An 18,531-nucleotide genomic window follows, 5' to 3' on the forward strand; every position below is an offset into this window, starting at 1 on the left:
TGCGCTCTGTCTCCCCGCCGGTGGTCGCGGGGTGTGCGGCGTGCACTCGCCTCACACCCCCAGTTCGTTGTCGATGAAGTCCAGCACTTGCTCGGCGGTGGCGGCCTCCAGCCGGCCCACGGCCGCGGCGTCGGGCGCCGCCGCCGTGAACCGCGCGAGGAGCGCCTCCAGGCGTGCCGCCACCGCCACTTGGTCGAGGCCCTGCGCGACGGCTGCCGCCAGGGTGTGCTCGACACGTGCCACCTCCCGGAGGACCTGCGCGGTGATGTCCCCCGTCGTTGCGGGCGCGCCTTCCGGGGCGAGCCGCTCGACGAGGTGGGCGGCGAGCACCCGGGCCTGGGGGTAGTCGAAGACCAGGGCGGCGGGCAGCTTCAGGCCGGTGGCGGCGGCGAGCCGGTTGCGCAGCTCGACGGCGGTCAGGGAGTCGAAGCCGAGCTCCTTGAACCGCGTGTCCACCTGGACCGCGCCCGGGTCGGTGTGGCCGAGCACCCCGGCGGCGTGGGTGCGCACCAGGTCGGTCATCAGCTCCAGCCGCTCCTCGCCGGTCAGGGCGGCGAGCCTGCCGGGCCAGTCGGCCGCGTCGGCGCCGACGGCGGCCGTGGGCCGGGAGGCGGCCGGTGCCCCGGCGGCGGCGAGGGAGCGCAGCACGACGGGGACGGTCTCCTGCGAGGCGGCGGGCACCCGGGCGTCGAGATCCATGGCCAGCAGGTCGGGGCGGCCGTGGGCGCGGGCCGCGGACAGCAGGGCGCAGCCCTTCGCCGCGCTGGTGGGCCGGATGCCGTAACGGTCGATGCGGGCCCGGTCCGCCGCGGACAGCGTCCCGGTGAGGCCGCTCACCGCCTCCCACAGCCCCCATGCCACGGACAGGCCCGGCAGGCCCCTGGCCCGCCGGTGCCGGGCGAGGGCGTCGCAATAGGCGTTGGCGGCGGCGTAGTTGGCCTGACCCGGGGTGCCGAGGGTGGAAGCGAAGGAGGAGAACATGACGAACATCCCGAGCCTCGCCTCCTCCGTCGCCTCGTGGAGCCGCCGCGCCGTGGCGGCCTTGGCCTGCCATACGCGGGCCAGACGCTCGGGGTTCTGGGAGTCGATCAGGGCGTTGTCGAGGACTCCGGCCGCGTGGACGACACCGGTCAGCGGATGCGCCGGGTCGATCCCCGCGATCAGCTCGGCCACAGCGCCGGGCTCGCTGAGGTCGGCCGCCACGAAGGTGGCCTCGGCGCCCAGTTCACCGAGCCGTGCGGCCAGTTCGGGAGCGCCTTCGGCGGCGGGGCCACTGCGGCTGACCAGCAGCAGGTGGCCGCTCTCCCCCGTGCGCGCCAGGTGTTCGGCGACCGCGGCGCCGATCGTGCCGGTGCCGCCGGTGATCAGTACGGTGCCGTCCGGGTCGAGCGGTGCGGGCACGTCGAGCACCAGCTTCCCGGTGTGCTTGGCCTGGCTCATGAACCGCAGCGCCTCCCGCGCCCGGCCGAGCGGCCAGGCACTGACAGGCAGCGGCTCCAGCCCACCGGACGCGAACAGCTCGCCGAGGCGGTCCAGCATCCCGCCGAGCCGCTCGGCGCCGGTGTCGGCGACCAGGTCGAAGGCGTGGTACGCGATGCCGGGATGCTCCAGGGCGACGGCCCCGGGGGCGCGGACGTCGGTCTTGCCCATCTCCAGGAACCGGCCGCCGTCGCCGAGCAACCGCAGGGAGGCGTCCAGGAGTTCACCGGTGAGGCTGTTGAGCACGACGTCCACGCCGCGCCCGCCGGTCGCCCGCCGGATCGACTCCTCGAACCCGGCATCGCGCGAGGAGGCCCGGTGGGCGGCGTCGATGCCCATCTCCTCCAGCAGGCCGTGCTTGGCGGGGCTCGCGGTGGCGTACACCTCGGCACCCAGGTGGCGGGCGATCCGTACCGCCGCCATGCCCACGCCGCCGGTCGCGGCGTGGATCAGCACCGACTCCCCGGCCCGCAAGTGGGCCAGTTCCACCAAGGCGTACCAGGCCGTCAGGAACGCGGCCGGGGCGGCGGCGGCCTCCCGCATGTCCCAGCCTTCCGGTACGGGTGCCAGCGTCCGCGCGTCGGTGACAGCCCACGGCCCGAACGCCCCGTCCAGCATGCCCATCACCCGGTCACCGACCGCCACGCGCGTGACACCGGGGCCGGTCGCGGTGACCACACCGGCGGCTTCCGTACCCGGCAGGGCGTCCGGATCCGGGTACATGCCCAACGCGATCAGCACATCGCGGAAGTTGACGCCCGCCGCGTGCACGGCGATACGGACCTGCCCCGGCTCCAGCGGCCGCAGCACGTCCTCGCACGCCACCGCCGTGACGGCGTCCAGGGTCCGGGACGGCCCGCCGACCAGGCGCCAGGCCCGCTCCCCGGGCAGTCCGGCCGGCTCGCCGGTCCGGGCCGCCCGCTCCCACCGGGGGACGAGCACCCGGCCGCCGCGCAAGGCGAGCTGCGGCTCGTCCACGCCCCCCGCGCCCCGCACCGCGCCGGCGACGGCGTCACGGTCGAGCGGCCCGTCGGCGTCGAGCAGTACGAGACGGCCCGGATTCTCCGACTGGGCGCTGCGGACCAGCCCCCACACCGCGGCGCCCGCCAGGTCCGGACCGTCCGGCGCGCCGGTGCCATCGGCCGGGTCGTCGGCGTCCACCGCGCCCCGGGTCACGAGCACCAGCCGGGCCCGGTCCAGGCGGGGCGCGGACAGGAAGTCCTGCACGAGAGCCAACACCTGCTCGGTGACGTGCAGTTCGTCCCCGGCGAGGGTGTCAACGCCCGCGAACACGAGGTCGGGCACGGCGGCTCCCGAGGCCGTGGCCCCGACGAGCGCGACCAGGTCCGGGTAACGGTCCACGCCCAGGTCGAGATCGCCCAGGACAGCCGAGCCGGTGCCGCCGCCCGCCGTGTCCGCGACCGGCGGGGAGAGTGGCGTCCACCGCAACTCGTAGAGCCCGTCCGCGCCCGGCGCCGCGGCCGCACGCACCTGCCGGGCGTCCGCCGCCCGCAGCCGCAGCGCCGCCACGTCCATCACCGGCCCGCCCGTGGGATCGGTCACGGTCACGCGCACCGTCTCCTCGGCGCCTCCGGCCAACCCGGAGAGCCGCACCCGTACGGTGGTGGCCTCGGTGGCCCACAGCGACACACCGCTCCAGGTGAACGGCAGCAGCACCTGCCCGTCCTCGGACCGGTCGCCGATCAGCAAGGGGTGCAGGGCGGCGTCCAGGAGCGCCGGGTGGATGCCGAACCCGCCCGCATCACCGGCCTGTTCGGGCAGCGCCACCTCGGCGAGCAGGTCGTCACCGTGCCGCCACAGCGCCCGCAACCCCTGGAAGGCCGGGCCGTACTCGTACCCCGCGGCGGCGACCCGCTCGTAGAAACCGCTCACATCCACCGGCTCGGCACCTGCCGGGGGCCACTGCCCGGCCTCCCGGGGCGGCCGGCCCTCCGACTCGCGCCCCAGCTCGCCGACGGCATGGCACACCCACACCGCCGCGGCCTGCTCCGGGCGCGAGTACACGCGTACGTCGCACCGGCCCTGCACGTCGGGCGCGCCCACCACGACCTGGACGTCGAGACTCCCGGAGGCGGGGAACACGAGCGGTGCCTGGAGCGTCAGCTCCTCCAGGGTGGGGCAGCCCGCCTCGTCGGCTGCCCGCAGCACCCACTCCACGAGGGCGGCGCCCGGCACCAGCACCGTCCCGGCCACCACGTGCCCGCTCAGCCAGCCGCCGCCCTTGGCGGAGATCCGGCCGTTGAGCACCACTCCCCCGTCGGCCAGCGCGACCGCCGTGGGCAGCAGCGCGTGCCCCGACCCGGCGCGGACGCCTTCCACGGCACCCGCCTTGACGGAGTCGGCCAGCCAGTAACGCTGGTGCTGGAAGGCGTACGTGGGCAGGGCGACGGTACGGGGGGCGGGCTCGGCCGGGAAGAAGCGCCGCCAGTCGACCTCGGCACCGGCCGTGAACGCCTGGGCCACAGCACGGGCGAGCTGAGCTACACCACCGTGGTCGCGGCGCAGGGTCGGCACCACTGTGGCGGAGACATCCGCCTGCTCGATGGTCTCCTCCATACCCATGTTCAGGACCGGGTGAGGGCTCGCCTCGACGAAGACGCGGTAACCATCGGCGAGGAGGGCCTCGACGGTGTCCGCGAAACGGACCGGCTGCCGCAGGTTGGTGACCCAGTAATCCGAGGTCAGCGCGCCGGAGTTGATCCGCTCGGCCGTGACCGTGGAGTAAAAGGCGACATCGGTGGCTTGCGGCTCGATGCCGGCCAGACGGTCGGCCAGCAGGCCGGCGATCTCGTCCACCTGAGGGCCGTGCGAAGCGTAATCCACATCGATGAGACGGGCCCGATGGCCCCGCGCCTCGACCTCCGCCACCACGGCCGCCACCTGCTCCGGCGGCCCGGATATCACCGTGGACGAAGGGCCGTTGACGGCGGCGACACCCACCCCCGAGTTCCCCTCGATGAGCTCGGTGACCAGCTCCGCGCCAACAGCGAGCGAAGCCATCGCACCACGCCCGGCCAACTGCCGCAGAGCATCACTGCGCACGGCGACAATCCGCGCCGCGTCCTCCAACGACAACGCACCGGCCACACACGCAGCCGCCATCTCACCCTGCGAGTGGCCGATCACCGCGGCGGGGGTCACGCCGCAGTCGGCCCATACAGCGGCCAGCGACACCATCACCGCCCACAGAACCGGCTGCACCACCTCCACCCGCGACAGCTCCTCGCCACCGCCACGCAGCACCCCGGTCAGCGACCAGTCCACATACGGCGACAACGCCCGCTCACACTCAGCAATACGCGCCGCGAACACCCGGGACTCATCGAGCAGTTGAGCACCCATGCCCACCCACTGCGACCCCTGCCCCGGAAACACCAGCACAGGACCCGGACCCACATCACCAGCCACCCCGGACACCACATCCGGTGTCACCTGACCGGAGGCCAGCGCCTCCAGACCGGCAGCGGCCCCGGCGTGGTCGTGCCCCACCACGACGGCCCGGTGCTCGAACACCGCCCGTGTCGTGGCCAGGGACCAGCCCACCTCCGTCGCGGTGGCGTCGGTGTCCCCGGCGAGGAACGCGCTCAGCCGGCGGGCCTGGTCGCGCAGCGCCTCCGCGGTGCGGCCGGAGACGACCCACGGCACCACCGCTCCCGGCGCGGGTTCCGGTGCTTCCTGCTCGGCTTTCGGCGGCGCCTCCTCCAGGATCAGGTGCGCGTTCGTGCCCGAGATGCCGAACGCGGAGACGCCCGCGCGGCGCGGGTGGCCGGTGCCGGGCCAGGCGGTGGGCTCGGTGACGACCTCGACCGCTCCGGCGTCCCAGTCGACGTGCGGGCTGAGCTCCTCGACGTGGAGGGTCGCGGGCAGCACGCCGTGGCGGATCGCCATGACGGTCTTGATGACGCCCGCGACACCCGCGGTGGCGTGGGTGTGGCCGATGTTGGACTTGAGCGAGCCGAGGAGGAGGGGCCGGTCGCGGTGCCGGCCGTAGGTGGCGAGCAGGGCCTGGGCCTCGATGGGGTCACCCAGCTTGGTTCCGGTGCCGTGCGCCTCGACGGCGTCCACCTCGGCGGGGGTGAGCCGGGCGTTGGCCAGGGCGGCGCGGATGACGTTCTCCTGCGCGGCGTCGTTGGGCGCGGTGAGGCCGTTGCTGGCACCGTCCTGGTTGACGGCCGAGCCCCGGACGACGGCGAGGACGTCATGGCCGTTGCGGCGGGCGTCGGAGAGGCGCTCCAGGAGGAGCAGGCCGGTGCCCTCGGAGAAGCCGGTGCCGTCGGCAGCGGCGGCGAAGGGCTTGCAGCGGCCGTCCGGAGCCAGGCCGCGCTGGCGGCAGAACTCGGTGAACATCAGCGGGCTGGACAGCACGAGGACGCCACCGGCGAGCGCCAGGTCGCACTCGCGCTGACGCAGCGCCTGGCAGGCCAGGTGGATGGCCACGAGGGAGGCGGAGCAGGCCGTGTCGACGGTGACCGCCGGGCCCTCCAGGCCGTAGGTGTAGGCGACCCGCCCCGAGATGACGCTGGTGAGGCTTCCGGTGGTGGCGTGCCCCTCGAAGCCCTCCGGAATGCGGGGCAGTTGGGACATGTAGTCCTCGCTCGACACCCCGGCGTAGACGCCGGTGCGGCTGCCCTTGAGCGTCGCGGGATCGATGCCGGAGCGCTCGAAGAGCTCCCAGGAGGTCTCCAGCATCATCCGCTGCTGCGGGTCCATGGCCAGCGCCTCGCGCGGGCTGATGCCGAAGAAGTCGGCATCGAAGGAGCACGCGTCGTCCACGAACCCGCCGTGCCGCACATAGCTGGTGCCGTAGTGGGCGGGGTCGGGGTGGTAGAGCGCGTCGAGGTCCCAGCCGCGGTCGGCGGGGAAGTCCTCGATGGCGTCCTTGCCCGCGGCGATCAGGTCCCACAGGTCCTCGGGCGAGGCGACGCCGCCGGGCAGGCGGCAGGCCATGCCGACGATCGCGACGGGTTCCTGGTGACGGTCCTCCGCCTGGCGCAGGCGCTGCTTGGTGTCGTGGAGTTCCGTGGTCACGCGGCGCAGATACTCGACCAGTTGCTCTTCGCTCGGCATGTGGGGTCACCCGGCCTTCGGAGTGGGGTTCGCGGGCGCGGTGTCGCGCGAGACGCCCAGCTCGTTGTCGATGAAGTCGAAGATCTGATCGGCGGACGCGGCCTTGAGCCGGTGGGCGGCGCTGTCGCCGTCCGCCTCGGCGTTCGTGGACCTCCACCGGGCCAGCAGCGCCTCGAGCCGGGTGGTGATCTCCCCCGTGTCCCCGTGGGGCAGCTGGGCGGCGATCGCGGTCAGGTCGTTCTCCATGCGGGTCAGGTCGCTCAGGACGGTGTCGGCGGTGAGCGGGCCCGACCGCGTGCCGGCCTGCCTCTCGCTCTCGTCCGCCGTGTCCTGGCCGGTCAGTCGTTCGCGCAGGTGGCCGGCGATGGCCGCGGGGGTCGGGTAGCGGAAGACGAGGGCGGTGGGCAGGCGCAGACCGGTGTCCGCGACGAGCCGGTTGCGCAGCTCGACGGCGGTCAGCGAGTCCAGGCCCAGCTGCTTGAAGGTGGCGTCGCCGCGCAGCGCGTCCGGGTCGGTACGGCCGAGGACCTCGGCGGCGTGGGTGCGTACGGAGTCGATGAGCACCCCGAGTTGTTCGGCGGCGGACAAGGGGGCCAGGCGGCCGGTCCAGTCCGTGGGAGGTCGGTGGTTGGCGGCGGTCCGCCGGGCCGGGGTCTGCGGGACGGTGCGGGAGCGCGGTGGCGTGGCGGCCGTTCCGGCGGCCCGCAGTTGCCGGGCCCCGGCGGCGACCAGGACCAGGCCCTCGCAGGTGAGCACCTCGGCGCCGGTGAGGTCGCTCACCGTGATCCGCCAGGTCCGTCCGGGCCCCGCGTCCTGCTGCCCGTCGAGGGACGAGAGGTGGACGCGGGCGGAGGTGGCGCCGGTGGCCCACAGGGACACCCCGGTCAGCGTGAAGGGCAGCCACACGTGGTCCGCCTCGGCCGGCTCGGCGAGCAGCGCGGGCTGCAACGCGGCGTCGAGGAGGGCGGGGTGGATGCCGAACCCATCGGCTTCCGAAGCTTCCTGAGGGAGCGTCACTTCTGCGAACAGGTCCGAGTCGCGGCGCCACATCGCGCGCAGCCCCTTGAAGGCGGGCCCGTAGCCGACGCCGGACGCGGCGGCTTCGTCGTAGAAGGCGTCCAGGTCGACGGGGTCGGCGCCGGCGGGCGGCCACGTGCTCACGGTCGTTCCCGCCGTCGGCCCGGTCGCCTCGGTGGTCAGCTGACCACTGGCATGGCGAGTCCACGGCGCACCGCCGGGAGCCGCGTCCTCGTCGGGGCGGGCGTAGATGTGGAGATCGCGCCGACCCGCCCCGTCGTCGGCGGGGCCCACGACGATCTGCACCTGCGCGCTCCCGGCCTCGGGCAGCACGAGCGGGGTCTCGAACATGAGGTCGTCGACGCCCGCGCATCCGGCCTCGTCGGCGGCCCGCAGCGCCCACTCGGTGAGGACCGAGGCGGGGACGACGGGCGCGCCGAAGAGGGTGTGCTGGGCGAGCCACGGGTGGCTGTGCCTGCCGATCCGGCCGGTGAGCAGGCGTACGCCGCCGTCGGCGAGTTCGGTGGCCGCGCCCAGCAGCGGATGCCCGGCCGGTGCCAGGCCGAGGGCGGTGGCGTCCTGGCTGCCGACGGGGGGCTCCAGCCAGTAGCGGCGGCGCTGGAAGGCGTAGGTGGGGAGGTCGAGCGCGGCCGCGCCAGGGGCCGTGAACCAACGTGCCCACCTGACCGCGCACCCCGCCCCGAAGGCGTCGCCCAGCGACCGGGCCAGCCGTGCCAGGCCGCCTTCGTCACGCCGCAGCGTGGAGACGGTCACGGCGTCCACGTCGGCCGCCTCGAAGGTCTCCTGGAGGCCCAGGGTCAGTACGGGGTGCGGGCTGGCCTCGACGAAGACGCGGTGGCCGTCGGCGAGGAGGGCCTCGACGGTGTCGGCGAAGCGGACCGGCTGCCGCAGGTTCGTGACCCAGTAGTCGGTGTCCAGGCCGGTGGTGTCGATACGGGTGCCGGTCACGGCGGAGTAGAACGCGATGTCCGTGGCGGCGGGCCGGACACCGGCCAGGACGCGGGTCAGCTCGTCGGTGATCAGGTCGACCTGGGGGCCGTGGGAGGCGTAGTCCACATCGATGACCCGGGCCCGGAGCCCCTGGGCCCCGGCGTCGGCGACGACTGCCGCGACCTCCTCGGGCGGGCCCGAGATCACGGTGGACGCAGGGCCGTTGACCGCCGCGACCCCCACCCCGGCGCGGCCCTCGATCAGCCCGGCGGCCTGCTCCCGGCCCACCCCGAGGGAGGCCATCGCACCGCCCCCGGACAGCTCCCGCAGCGCCTGGCTCCGCAGCGCCACCACCTTCGCACCGTCCTCAAGCGTCAGCGCCCCCGCCACACACGCCGCCGCGATCTCACCCTGCGAATGCCCCACCACAGCAGCGGGCGTGATGCCGTACTCCGCCCACACCGCCGCAAGCGAGACCATCACCGCCCACAGAACGGGCTGCACGACCTCCACCCGCGACAGCTCGCTGCCGTCACCGCGCAGGACACCGGTCAACGACCACTCCACGTACGGCGACAACGCCTGCTCACACTCGGCGATGCGAGCAGCGAACACCGCCGACTCGTCGAGGAGTTGAGCACCCATGCCCACCCACTGCGACCCCTGCCCCGGGAACACCAGCACCGGACCGGGCCCGAGAGAGCCCGCAAGCGTCGGCGGGGTCTCGCCCGCGGCGAGGGCGCTCAGCCGGTCCAGCAGTTCGGCGCGGTCGTGGCCGACCACCACGGCCCGGTGCTCGAACGCCGACCGTGTCGTGGCCAGGGACCAGCCCACGTCCGCAGGGGTCGCGGACGCGGTTTCGGTCACGAACTCGTGCAGGCGACGGGCCTGTTCACGCAGGGCTTCGGGAGTACGCCCGGAGAGCACCCAGGGGACCACCGCGTTCCCGGTGGCCGCCTCCGCTCGCGGTGCTTCTTCCAGGAGCGGCGGAGCCTCTTCCAGGACCAGGTGCGCGTTGGTCCCGGAGATTCCGAAGGAGGAGATTCCGGCCCGGCGCGGGCGTTCGCCGCGCGACCACGCGACCGGCTCGGTGAGCAGCCGTACGGCACCCGAGGACCAGTCGACGTGCCGGCTCGGCTCGTCCACGTGCAGGGTGGCGGGCAGCAGTTCGTGGCGCAGCGCCATCACCATCTTGATCACGCCGGCGACACCGGCGGCGGCCTGGGTGTGGCCGATGTTCGACTTCACCGACCCGAGCCACAGCGGGCGGTCGTCGGGGCGCCCTCGGCCGTAGGTGGCCATGAGTGCCTGTGCCTCGATCGGGTCGCCCAGTGTCGTTCCGGTGCCGTGCGCCTCGACCGCGTCCACCTCGGTCGCCTCCAGGCGCGCGTCGGCGAGGGCGGCGCGGATGACGCGCTGCTGGGAGGGGCCGTTGGGGGCGGTGAGGCCGTTGCTGGCGCCGTCCTGGTTGACGGCGGATCCCTTGATCACCGCCAGGACGCGGTGCCCCTCGCGGCGTGCGTCCGAGAGGCGCTCCAGCAGGACGAGGCCGATGCCTTCGGCCCAGCCGGTGCCGTCGGCGCCGTCAGCGAACGGCTTGCACCGGCCGTCGGGGGCCAGGCCGCGCTGGCGGGAGAACTCGGTGAACATGCCCGGCGTGGACAGCACCGTGGCGCCTCCGGCCAGGGCCAGGTCGCACTCGCCGCGCCGCAGTGCCTGGGCCGCCAGGTGGAGCGTGACCAGGGACGACGAGCAGGCGGTGTCGACCGTGAGGGCGGGCCCCTCCAGGCCGAAGGTGAACGACACGCGGCCCGAGGCCACGCTGGGCGTGCTGCCGGTCAGCAGATAGCCGTCGGTGGACTGCGAGGGCTCGTGCAGCCGGGGCCCGTAGTCCTGTCCCGTCATGCCGACGAAGACGCCGGTGGGGCTGCCCTTGAGCGCGTGCGGGTCCAGGCCCGCCCGCTCGAACGCCTCCCAGGCGCATTCGAGGAGCAGCCGCTGCTGCGGGTCGACGGCCAGGGCCTCGCGCGGGCTGATGTCGAAGAACTCGGCGTCGAAGTCGGCGGCGTCGTAGAGGAACCCGCCCTGCCGGGTGTGGCTGGTGCCGGACCGGTCGCTGTCGCTGTGGAAGAGCCGCTCCAGGTCCCAGCCGCGGTCGCCGGGGAACTCGCCGATGGCGTCGCCGCCTTCGGCGACGAGCCGCCACAGCTTCTCGGGCGAATCGCCGCCGCCGGGGTAGCGGCAGCTCATGGCGACGATGACGACCGGGTCCTCGGCCGCGTCGGACGCGGCCGGGCGGGCGGGTGCGGTGGTGGCGTGCTCCGGTGTGCCGGTGAGCAGTGCGCGCAGGTGACCGGCGACGTCCAGGGGGGTCGGGTGGTCGAAGGTGAGGGTGGCGGGCAGCGGGAGGCCGGTGGCCGTGCCGAGCCGTTCGCTCAGCTCGGCGGCGGCCATCGAGTCGAAGCCCAGTTGCTTGAAGGTCCGCGCCGTTTCCACCTTGCCGGAGGCGGTGCCGAGGACCACGGCCACCTGCTCGGCGACCAGGCCGAGCAGATCGGCCTCGGAAAGCTCCGTCTGTTGGGCGGCCGCCGGCTCGTCGTGCCGTACGGAGGTCTCGCGCGGCCCGGTCGCCGGTGCGGTGTCCGGCCAGTGGCGCTCGCGCTGGAAGGCGTACGTCGGCAGGCTCACACGGCCGCCGGGGTGCGCGGCGGCCTGCCCGGCGGTGCAGTCGACGTCGGCGCCGCGCACGTACGCCTGGGCCAGGGCCGTCATCAGCGTCGTGGTCTCGGGACGGCCTCTGCGGCACACCGCGATCGCTGTGGGGCGCGGGCGGCCCGGGGCCGGGGAGGCGGGGAAGCACTCGCGGGCCATGGCGGACAGGGGGGCGTCCGGGCCCAGTTCGAGGAAGGTGGCCACGCCCTGGTCGCACAGGTGGCGCACACCGGACAGGAAGCGTACGGGCCTGCGCGCGTGCTCCGCCCAGTAGTCCGGGCGGGAAAGGTCGGCCGCGGTGACCGGCAGGCCGGTGACGTTGGAGATGACGGGGACGGCCGGCTCGCGGAAGGTCAGGCCCGCTGCCACGGTGCGCAGCTCGTCGAGAACCGGGTCCATGTGGGGCGAGTGGAAGGCGTGGCTGACCTTCAGGAGGCTGGTCCTGCGGCCGCGCCGGCGCCAGGCGTCGGTCAGTTCCTCGACGGCATCGCGGTCGCCGGAGACGACGACGGAGCGGGGGCCGTTGACCGCGGCGAGGGTGGCGCGCTGTTCGTGCCCGGCGAGCACGGCGGCGGCCTCTTCCGCACTCGCCTGCCAGGCGGCCATGGCGCCGTCCGCCCGTACGGCCTGCATGAGGCGGCCGCGCGCGGCGACCAGCGCGCTCGCGTCGGGCAGCGAGAGGACACCGGCCACGTGCGCGGCGGTGATCTCGCCCACGGAGTGGCCCAGCACGTAGTCGGCCTTCAGGCCGAAGGAGGACATGAGGCGGTGGAGAGCCGTCTCGATCGCGAAGAGCGCGGGCTGGGTGTATTCCGTCCGGTCGAGGAGCGCGCTTTCCTCCGTGCCGTCACCGCCGAAGACGCTCTCCCGCAGTGGGCGGTCCAGGTGGGTGTCGAGCTCCGCGAAGGCCTCGTCGAGGGCATCGGCGAAGACGGGGAAGGCGTCGTACAACTCCCGTCCCATGCCGATGCGTTGTGCTCCCTGGCCGCTGAAGAGCAGGGCCAGCTTGCCGTCGGTGACGGTCTCGCCAGTGACCACGGCGGCGGTGTCCTTGCCCTCGGCGAGCGCGTCGAGGGCGCCGAGCAGGTCGCCGGTGTCGCTGCCGAGCAGGACGGCGCGGTGGGCCAGCGCCGCGCGGCCGGTGGCCAGCGCGTGCGCCACCCGCGCGGCGTCCGGGCCGGGGTGGGCGGCCAGGTGCTCGCGCAGCCGGGTGGCCTGGGCGCGGAGCGCGGGGGTGCTGTGGGCGCTGACGGTCCACGCCACCGGTGGGGCGGTGGCGGGACGGCCGGGTGCGGGGATCGGCTCTGCCTCCGGGGCGGGTGCCGCGGTCAGGACGACGTGCCCGTTGGTGCCGCCCATGCCGAAGGACGACACCCCTGCGACCAGGGGCTGTTCGGGGTGCGGCCAGTCGCTCAGCCGCGTCTGGACGGCGAGGCCGAGGCCGGCGAGCGGGATGGCCGGGTTGGGGGTGTCGAAGTTCAGGCTCGGCGGGAGCTTGCGGTGGTGGATGCTCAGGGCCGTCTTGATGAGCCCGGTGATCCCGGCGGCGGCTTCGAGGTGGCCGACGTTCGTCTTGACGGAGCCGACGGCGAGGGGGGTTGTGCGTGCGCCGTCCTGACCCAGTGCGGCGCCGAGGGCTGCGGCCTCGATCGGGTCGCCCACGGGGGTGCCGGTGCCGTGCAGTTCGACGTACTGCACCTGGTCCGGGGTCACCCGGGCGCTCCGGCAGGCCAGGCGCACCACGTCCTGCTGGGCCCGGCCGCTGGGCAGGGTCAGGCCGTCGGTGGCTCCGTCGCTGTTGACGGCGCTCCCCTGGATCACGCAGTAGACGGTGTCGCCGTCGCGCCGCGCGGCCGCCAGCGGCTTGAGCACCACCAGGCCGCCGCCCTCACCGCGTACGAATCCGTCGGCCCGGGCGTCGAAGGTGTGGCAGCGGCCGGTGGCCGAGAGGCCGCCGAAGCGGGCGGCGGCCAGCTCGGTGGTCTCCGGGGAGCAGATGAGGCTGACCCCGCCGGCGAAGGCGAGTTCGGACTCGCCGTTGCGGAGGCTCTCGCAGGCCAGGTGCACGGCGACCAGCGAGGAGGACTGCGCGGTGTCGACGGTGAGGCTGGGCCCGGTCAAGTGGTAGGTGTACGAGATGCGGTTGGCCAGGATGCTGCGGTGCACGCCGGTCATGGTGTGCCGGGTGACGGCGTCTCGCGCCTGGCGGCGCAGCACGTGGGTGTAGTCGTCCCAGAACGCGCCGACGAAGACGCCGGTGCGGCTGCGTGCCAGGGCGGGCGGCCGGATGCCGGCGTCCTCGAGCGCTTCCCAGCTCAGTTCGAGGAGGAGCCGCTGCTGCGGGTCCATCGCCACGGCCTCGCGCGGGCTGATGCGGAAGAAGTCCGCGTCGAAGCCGTCGACGCGGTCCAGGAATCCGCCCGGTCCCGCGAGGCCCGAGTCCGCCTGCCGGTTGGGGGGCGGGGTGGGGCGCACGGCGCTGCGGCCCTCGCTCAGCAGCTGCCAGAAGGCGGCCGGGCCGGCTGCTCCGGGCAGCCGGCAGGCCATGCCGACGACGGCGACGGGCTCGGGGCGGGCGCCGGGGCCTGTGGGGGGACCGGCGGGGGAGGAAGGGGCCATCACGTCAGGCGCGTTCGCTGGGGGGACAACTGGCTGCCACACAACATCAACGGCGCTCCCGGTCCGGATTCGGAGATCGCTTCGCGTACCGCGCTCATCGTGGGCGGGGTCTCTAAAGGGGAGCCAAACCCCGCCTTGCCGCCTGCCGCTTTAGCCGGGCGCTACGGGTCGCGGTCAGCATCGGGCGCGTAAGGCACCGGTGCGCGCCGGGCGGCCGGAGCAGCGCCCGCGTGGAAGAGCCGCAGGACGGCGGGACGAGAGGGAGGGCCATGGACAAGGGCACACAGGGGGCGTGGGGAACGGGGGCCGGGCTGTGGTTGCGCCGGTACCACGACAGCGCGGGGGCGCCGGTGCGGCTGGTGTGTTTTCCGTTCGCGGGCGGCTCGGCGAGTTATTTCTTCGGTCTCTCGCGCCTGCTCTCGCCCGGTGTCGAGGTTCTGGCGGTGCAGTATCCGGGGCGGCAGGACCGGCACGGTGAGCCCTGCCTGGAGTCGGTGGCGGGCCTCGCCGACGGCGTGGTGGCCGAACTGCCCGTGGACGGCAAGCCGTTCGCGCTGTTCGGGCACAGCATGGGTGCCCTGGTGGCCTTCGAGGCCGCGCGGCGGCTGCGGGGTCCTGGTGGTCCGGGCCGGCCGGTGCGGCTGTTCGCCTCCGGCGGCATCGCCCGGCCCTACCGCCCGGCCGGGGCGGAGCTGCCTGGTGACGCGGACATCCTGGCGCACCTGCGGTCGCTCGGCGGGACCGACGAGAGGTTCTTCGCCAGCGCGGAGCTCCAGGCCCTGATCCTGCCCGCGCTGCGGGCCGACTACCGAGCCGTCGGCGCCTACGAGCCGCCGGGCCCGGAGCGGCTGGAGTGTCCGGTCACGGCGCTGATCGGGGACGCGGACGGGCGGACCTCGCCCGCGGAGGCGGCCACCTGGCGGGAGCGCACCAGCGGTGACTTCGACCTGCACGTGCTGCCCGGCGGGCACTTCTATCTCGACGCCTGCCAGGAGCGGGTGGCGGGGATCGTCGCCGCCGCCCTGGGCGCGGACCGCACGGTCCGCGCCGGGAGCTGACGTTCGGGCCGGAGCCCCTGGCGCGCCCCGTCACGGGGCGGGGCGCGCCCGGGGGTGGACCGGGCGCGGCTGCCGGGGGAGCGAAGCCGCGCACAGCCGGTCCGGGCCCCCGCGAGTCCCGCCGGGGGAGGTCGGGACTCGCGGGGCGCCGTACGCGGCAGGCGGGGGCTCCGCCGCGACGGCTGTCGGTCGGGGGGCGGGGGTTGCCCGCCCCGTGGTGGGAAACGCTGTCAGGGCCGCAGGTCCTCCAGGCACAGCAGCGCTTCGTCGAGGGCGACGGTGAAGTCCATCTCCGGGTCTTTCGCCCACTCCAGCGAGACCTGGAGCATCACGCCGAACACCGCCCCGGTGTAGGCGCGGACCGTGGCATCGCTCGGTTCGCGGCCCGCACGCTTGGCCACCTGCTCGGACATGATCTCCATGGTCCGGCTCATGTTGCCCAGGCTGGCCCCCCACAGCTCCGGCTCGGAGATGATGAGGACCCAGCGCTCCCGCTGGAGGGCCAGTTCCTCGGCGGGGATGTCCTTGAGCATCGACCTGATCGTCCGGCGCTCCGCCTGGATCGGCGTGAGGTCGGGCGACTGGGCCTGGAGCATCATCGCGAAGGGCAGATCGTAGTCGTGCGAGAAGACCAGGTCCTGCTTGGTCGCGAAGTAGCGGAAGACGGTGCTGGGAGCGACCTCGGCGGCCTCGGCGATCTGCTCGATGGTCGTGGCCGTGTAGCCCTGTTCCCTGAACAATCGCACCGCCTCCCGCTGGATTGCGGCCTTGGTTCTGGCCTTCTTGCGTTCTCTGAGGCCAGGCACCGGTTTGGCCTGGTCAGACTGCGTCTGCGGCTTCATGCTCAGATTTTGCGGGCTGGGCGGCGCGATCACCAACATGGCGCGGCAGCATCACCGCGGCGAGCAGGACGCCGAGCAGGCCGAGGCCGCCGGACACCACCAGGACGACGTCCAGGCCGTGGACGAAGGCGGAGCTCACGGTGTCGGCGAGCGACGAGGACTTCACCGCGCGGGCCACGGCCAGGCCGCCGAAGACGGAGTCCTTGACCGCGTCCTGCGCCTTCTCGGGCAGGTCGCCGACGTCGAGCTTGCCGCGGTAGCTGGAGTTGAGGATCGAGCCGAGGATGGCCGCGCCGAAGCTTCCGCCGAGGGTACGGATCGACTGGTTGACGGCCGAGCCGACACCCGCGCTCTCCGTCGACAGTTCGCCGAGCGCCGCGTCCATGGCGGTGGGCAGGGCGAAGCCGAGGCCCAGTCCGTAGGCCGCGGTCCACGCGGCCGCCAGGCCCGTGCCGCTGCCGGTGTCCGTGGTGCCGCCGTAGAAGAGGGCGGCGGCGAGGAGGGCGAAGCCCAGCGCGACCGCGGCCTTCGGGCCCATCGCCTTGGCGATCCTGCCGGCGATCGAGACGCCCACGAGCAGGCCGCCGACCATCGGCAGCAGCCGGAAGCCGCTGCCCATCGCGTCGGTGCCCAGGATCGCCTGGTAGTACTGCGGCATCGTGAACAGCACGCCGAACATGGTGAAGTTGATCACCGTGCCGAGCAGCGTGCCCGAGGTGAAGCGGGCCGAGCGGAAGAGCGACAGGTCGATCAGCGGATCGGCCACCCGCTTCTCCCAGAGCACGAAGACGACGACGGCGAGCAGACCGCCGAGCAGCGGCGCCAGCGTGGTGACGTCCGTCCAGCCCTTCTCGCCGCCCTGGATCACTCCGTAGGTCATCGCGGCCAGGCCCACGCTGGAGAACACCAGGCCGCCCACGTCGAACCGCTTGGCCTGCGAGGCCTTCGACTCCGGCAGCCAGGCGGACACCGCGAGGAAGGCGAGGATCACCACCGGGACGTTGATCAGGAACACCGCTCCCCACCAGAAGTGGTTGAGGAGGTAGCCACCCAGGATCGGGCCGAGCGGATAGGCCAGCATCGCCGCGCCCGCCACCGCGCCGATCGCCTTGGGACGCTCCTCGTCGGAGAACATCACCGGCAGCAGCGACAGCGTCGTCGGCATGATCAGGGCGGCGCCCAGGCCGAGCACCGCCCGCGCGGCGATGAACGTGCCCGACGACGTGGAATAGGCGCAGGCCAGCGAGGCCAGGCCGAAGATCACCAGGGCGGCGAGCAGCACCTTCTTGCGCCCGTAGCGGTCCCCGAGCACACCGGCCGGGATCATCCCGGCGGCGAAGACCAGCGTGTACGACGTGACGAACCACTGCAGCTGGACGTTGTTGGCGCCCAGGTCATCGGCCATGGCCGGCAGGGCCAGGCTCAGGATCGTCACGTCGAAGCCCACGACCAGGGACGCAAGCACGAGAGCCCCGACGGCCCACCACCTGCGCGCACCCAGATCTGCTGACACGAGAGTCCACCTCCTAACGAGAGTTCAATGTCTTGTCGGAGCGTACTCTCATTTTTTTCGCCAGGGCAATCCCCTTCGCCGCTCGGACCACAGCGCGGACGACGGGATTGCCCCGGCCCCTTCCGTACGGCAGGCTTCGATCTCTGGAACCGGCGGACATCCCACGCGAGAACGCCAGGACCCACGACGGCCGCGCCGAGTGGATCCGCGCCCAACTGGACGCGCACGTCGCCGCCGCCGCACAGCGCCCCTGACCTCTCCTGCTACCGAGGGCCCACCTGTGAAGAACCTCCGTATCCCCGTGTCGAAGACCGTCTCGCTCAACGTCCGGCACCGGCCCGCGGCCGGGCCGGGAGCCGCGGGCAGACCCTTCGTCCTGCTGCACGGCCTGCTGTCGAACGCCCGGATGTGGGACGAGGTCGCCGAGCGCCTCGCGGCCGCCGGCCACCCGGTCTACGCCGTCGACCAGCGCGGCCACGGCGCCTCCGACATCCCTCCGGACGGCTACGAGCACGCCGCCGTCGTCACCGACCTGGTCAGGACGTTCGCCGGCCTGGACCTGGAGCACGCCTTCGTGGCCGGGCACTCCTGGGGCGGGCACCTGGCGCTGCGGCTGGCCGCCGAACACCCGCGTCTCGTCGACGGGTTGGCCCTGGTCGACGGCGGCTGGTACGAGTTCGACGGGCCGGTGATGCGCGCCTTCTGGGAGCGCACCGCCGATGTCGTGCGGCGCGCGCAGGAGGGCACCACCAGCGCCGCCGACATGCGCGCCTACCTGCGCTCCGCCCACCCAGACTGGTCGCCCGCCGCCGTCGAGGCACGCCTGGCCGACTACCACATCAGCCCGGACGGCCTGCTGATCCCGCGCATGACCGCGGAGCAGGTCATGTCGATCGTCGAGAGCCTCCAGCGCGAGTCCCCCGCTGACTGGTACCCGAGGATCACCGTGCCGGTCGTGCTCCTGCCCGTCGTCCCGGCCATCCCCCAACTCGCCGGTCAGGTACGCGCGTGGGTGGACGCCGCCGAGGCCGCCCTGGCCCGGGTGCGGGTGCGCTGGTACCCCGGCTCCGACCACGACCTGCACGCCGGCGCCCCCGAGGAGGTCGCCGCCGACCTCCTGCGGCTGGTCCGCACCGCCTCCGTGCCCGCCGGCCCCGAAGGCCGTGGGCAAGGCGGGAGTTAGAGCCGCTTAAGCGGGCGCGGCGACCCTGGCTGCGGCACCGTAACGGCTCCGCTTGAGGCTTCATGCTCG

The 18,531-nt window shown here is 73.9% G+C and carries 7 protein-coding genes; 3 read left to right on the forward strand and 4 right to left on the reverse strand.

Annotation, left to right across the window (positions count from 1 at the left end; all coding sequences use genetic code 11):
• Positions 1-51 precede the first annotated feature (51 nt).
• Positions 52-6,549 (reverse strand): SDR family NAD(P)-dependent oxidoreductase, encoded by a 6,498-nt coding sequence (locus ACFY1P_RS29765; protein ID WP_390752419.1) that lies wholly within the window; start codon positions 6,547-6,549, stop codon positions 52-54.
• Positions 6,550-6,573: 24 nt separating this feature from the next.
• On the reverse strand, positions 6,574-13,866 hold the full coding sequence (locus ACFY1P_RS29770) for a type I polyketide synthase (protein WP_390752373.1): 7,293 nt from the start codon (positions 13,864-13,866) through the stop codon (positions 6,574-6,576).
• Positions 13,867-14,135: 269 nt separating this feature from the next.
• Between ACFY1P_RS29770 and ACFY1P_RS29775 the strand changes: the two genes are divergently transcribed.
• Complete coding sequence (locus ACFY1P_RS29775; RefSeq protein WP_390752374.1) at positions 14,136-14,924, forward strand: thioesterase II family protein; 789 nt, start codon at positions 14,136-14,138, stop codon at positions 14,922-14,924.
• A gap of 230 nt (positions 14,925-15,154) precedes the next feature.
• Here ACFY1P_RS29775 and ACFY1P_RS29780 read toward each other — a convergent pair whose 3' ends face one another.
• Together ACFY1P_RS29780 and ACFY1P_RS29785 are read right to left on the reverse strand one after the other, a co-directional pair.
• Complete coding sequence (locus ACFY1P_RS29780; RefSeq protein WP_361522075.1) at positions 15,155-15,670, reverse strand: TetR family transcriptional regulator; 516 nt, start codon at positions 15,668-15,670, stop codon at positions 15,155-15,157.
• 73 nt (positions 15,671-15,743) lie between these two features.
• Positions 15,744-17,279, reverse strand: a complete 1,536-nt coding sequence (locus ACFY1P_RS29785; protein WP_361522072.1) for a DHA2 family efflux MFS transporter permease subunit — start codon at positions 17,277-17,279, stop codon at positions 15,744-15,746.
• Between the two features lie 107 nt (positions 17,280-17,386).
• Between ACFY1P_RS29785 and ACFY1P_RS29790 the strand changes: the two genes are divergently transcribed.
• Positions 17,387-17,533 (forward strand): hypothetical protein, encoded by a 147-nt coding sequence (locus tag ACFY1P_RS29790; RefSeq protein WP_390752375.1) that lies wholly within the window; start codon positions 17,387-17,389, stop codon positions 17,531-17,533.
• 47 nt (positions 17,534-17,580) lie between these two features.
• On the forward strand, positions 17,581-18,462 hold the full coding sequence (locus tag ACFY1P_RS29795; RefSeq protein WP_390752376.1) for an alpha/beta fold hydrolase: 882 nt from the start codon (positions 17,581-17,583) through the stop codon (positions 18,460-18,462).
• Positions 18,463-18,531 lie beyond the last annotated feature (69 nt).

Source organism: Streptomyces sp. NPDC001407 (assembly GCF_042895325.1).
Taxonomy (GTDB): domain Bacteria; phylum Actinomycetota; class Actinomycetes; order Streptomycetales; family Streptomycetaceae; genus Streptomyces.

Coding starts and splice junctions, on each gene's coding strand:
- ACFY1P_RS29770 (WP_390752373.1), bottom strand. CDS start 13,866: ATGGCCCCTTCCTCCCCCGCCGGTCCCCCCACAGGCCCCGGCGCCCGC.
- ACFY1P_RS29775 (WP_390752374.1), top strand. CDS start 14,136: ATGGACAAGGGCACACAGGGGGCGTGGGGAACGGGGGCCGGGCTGTGG.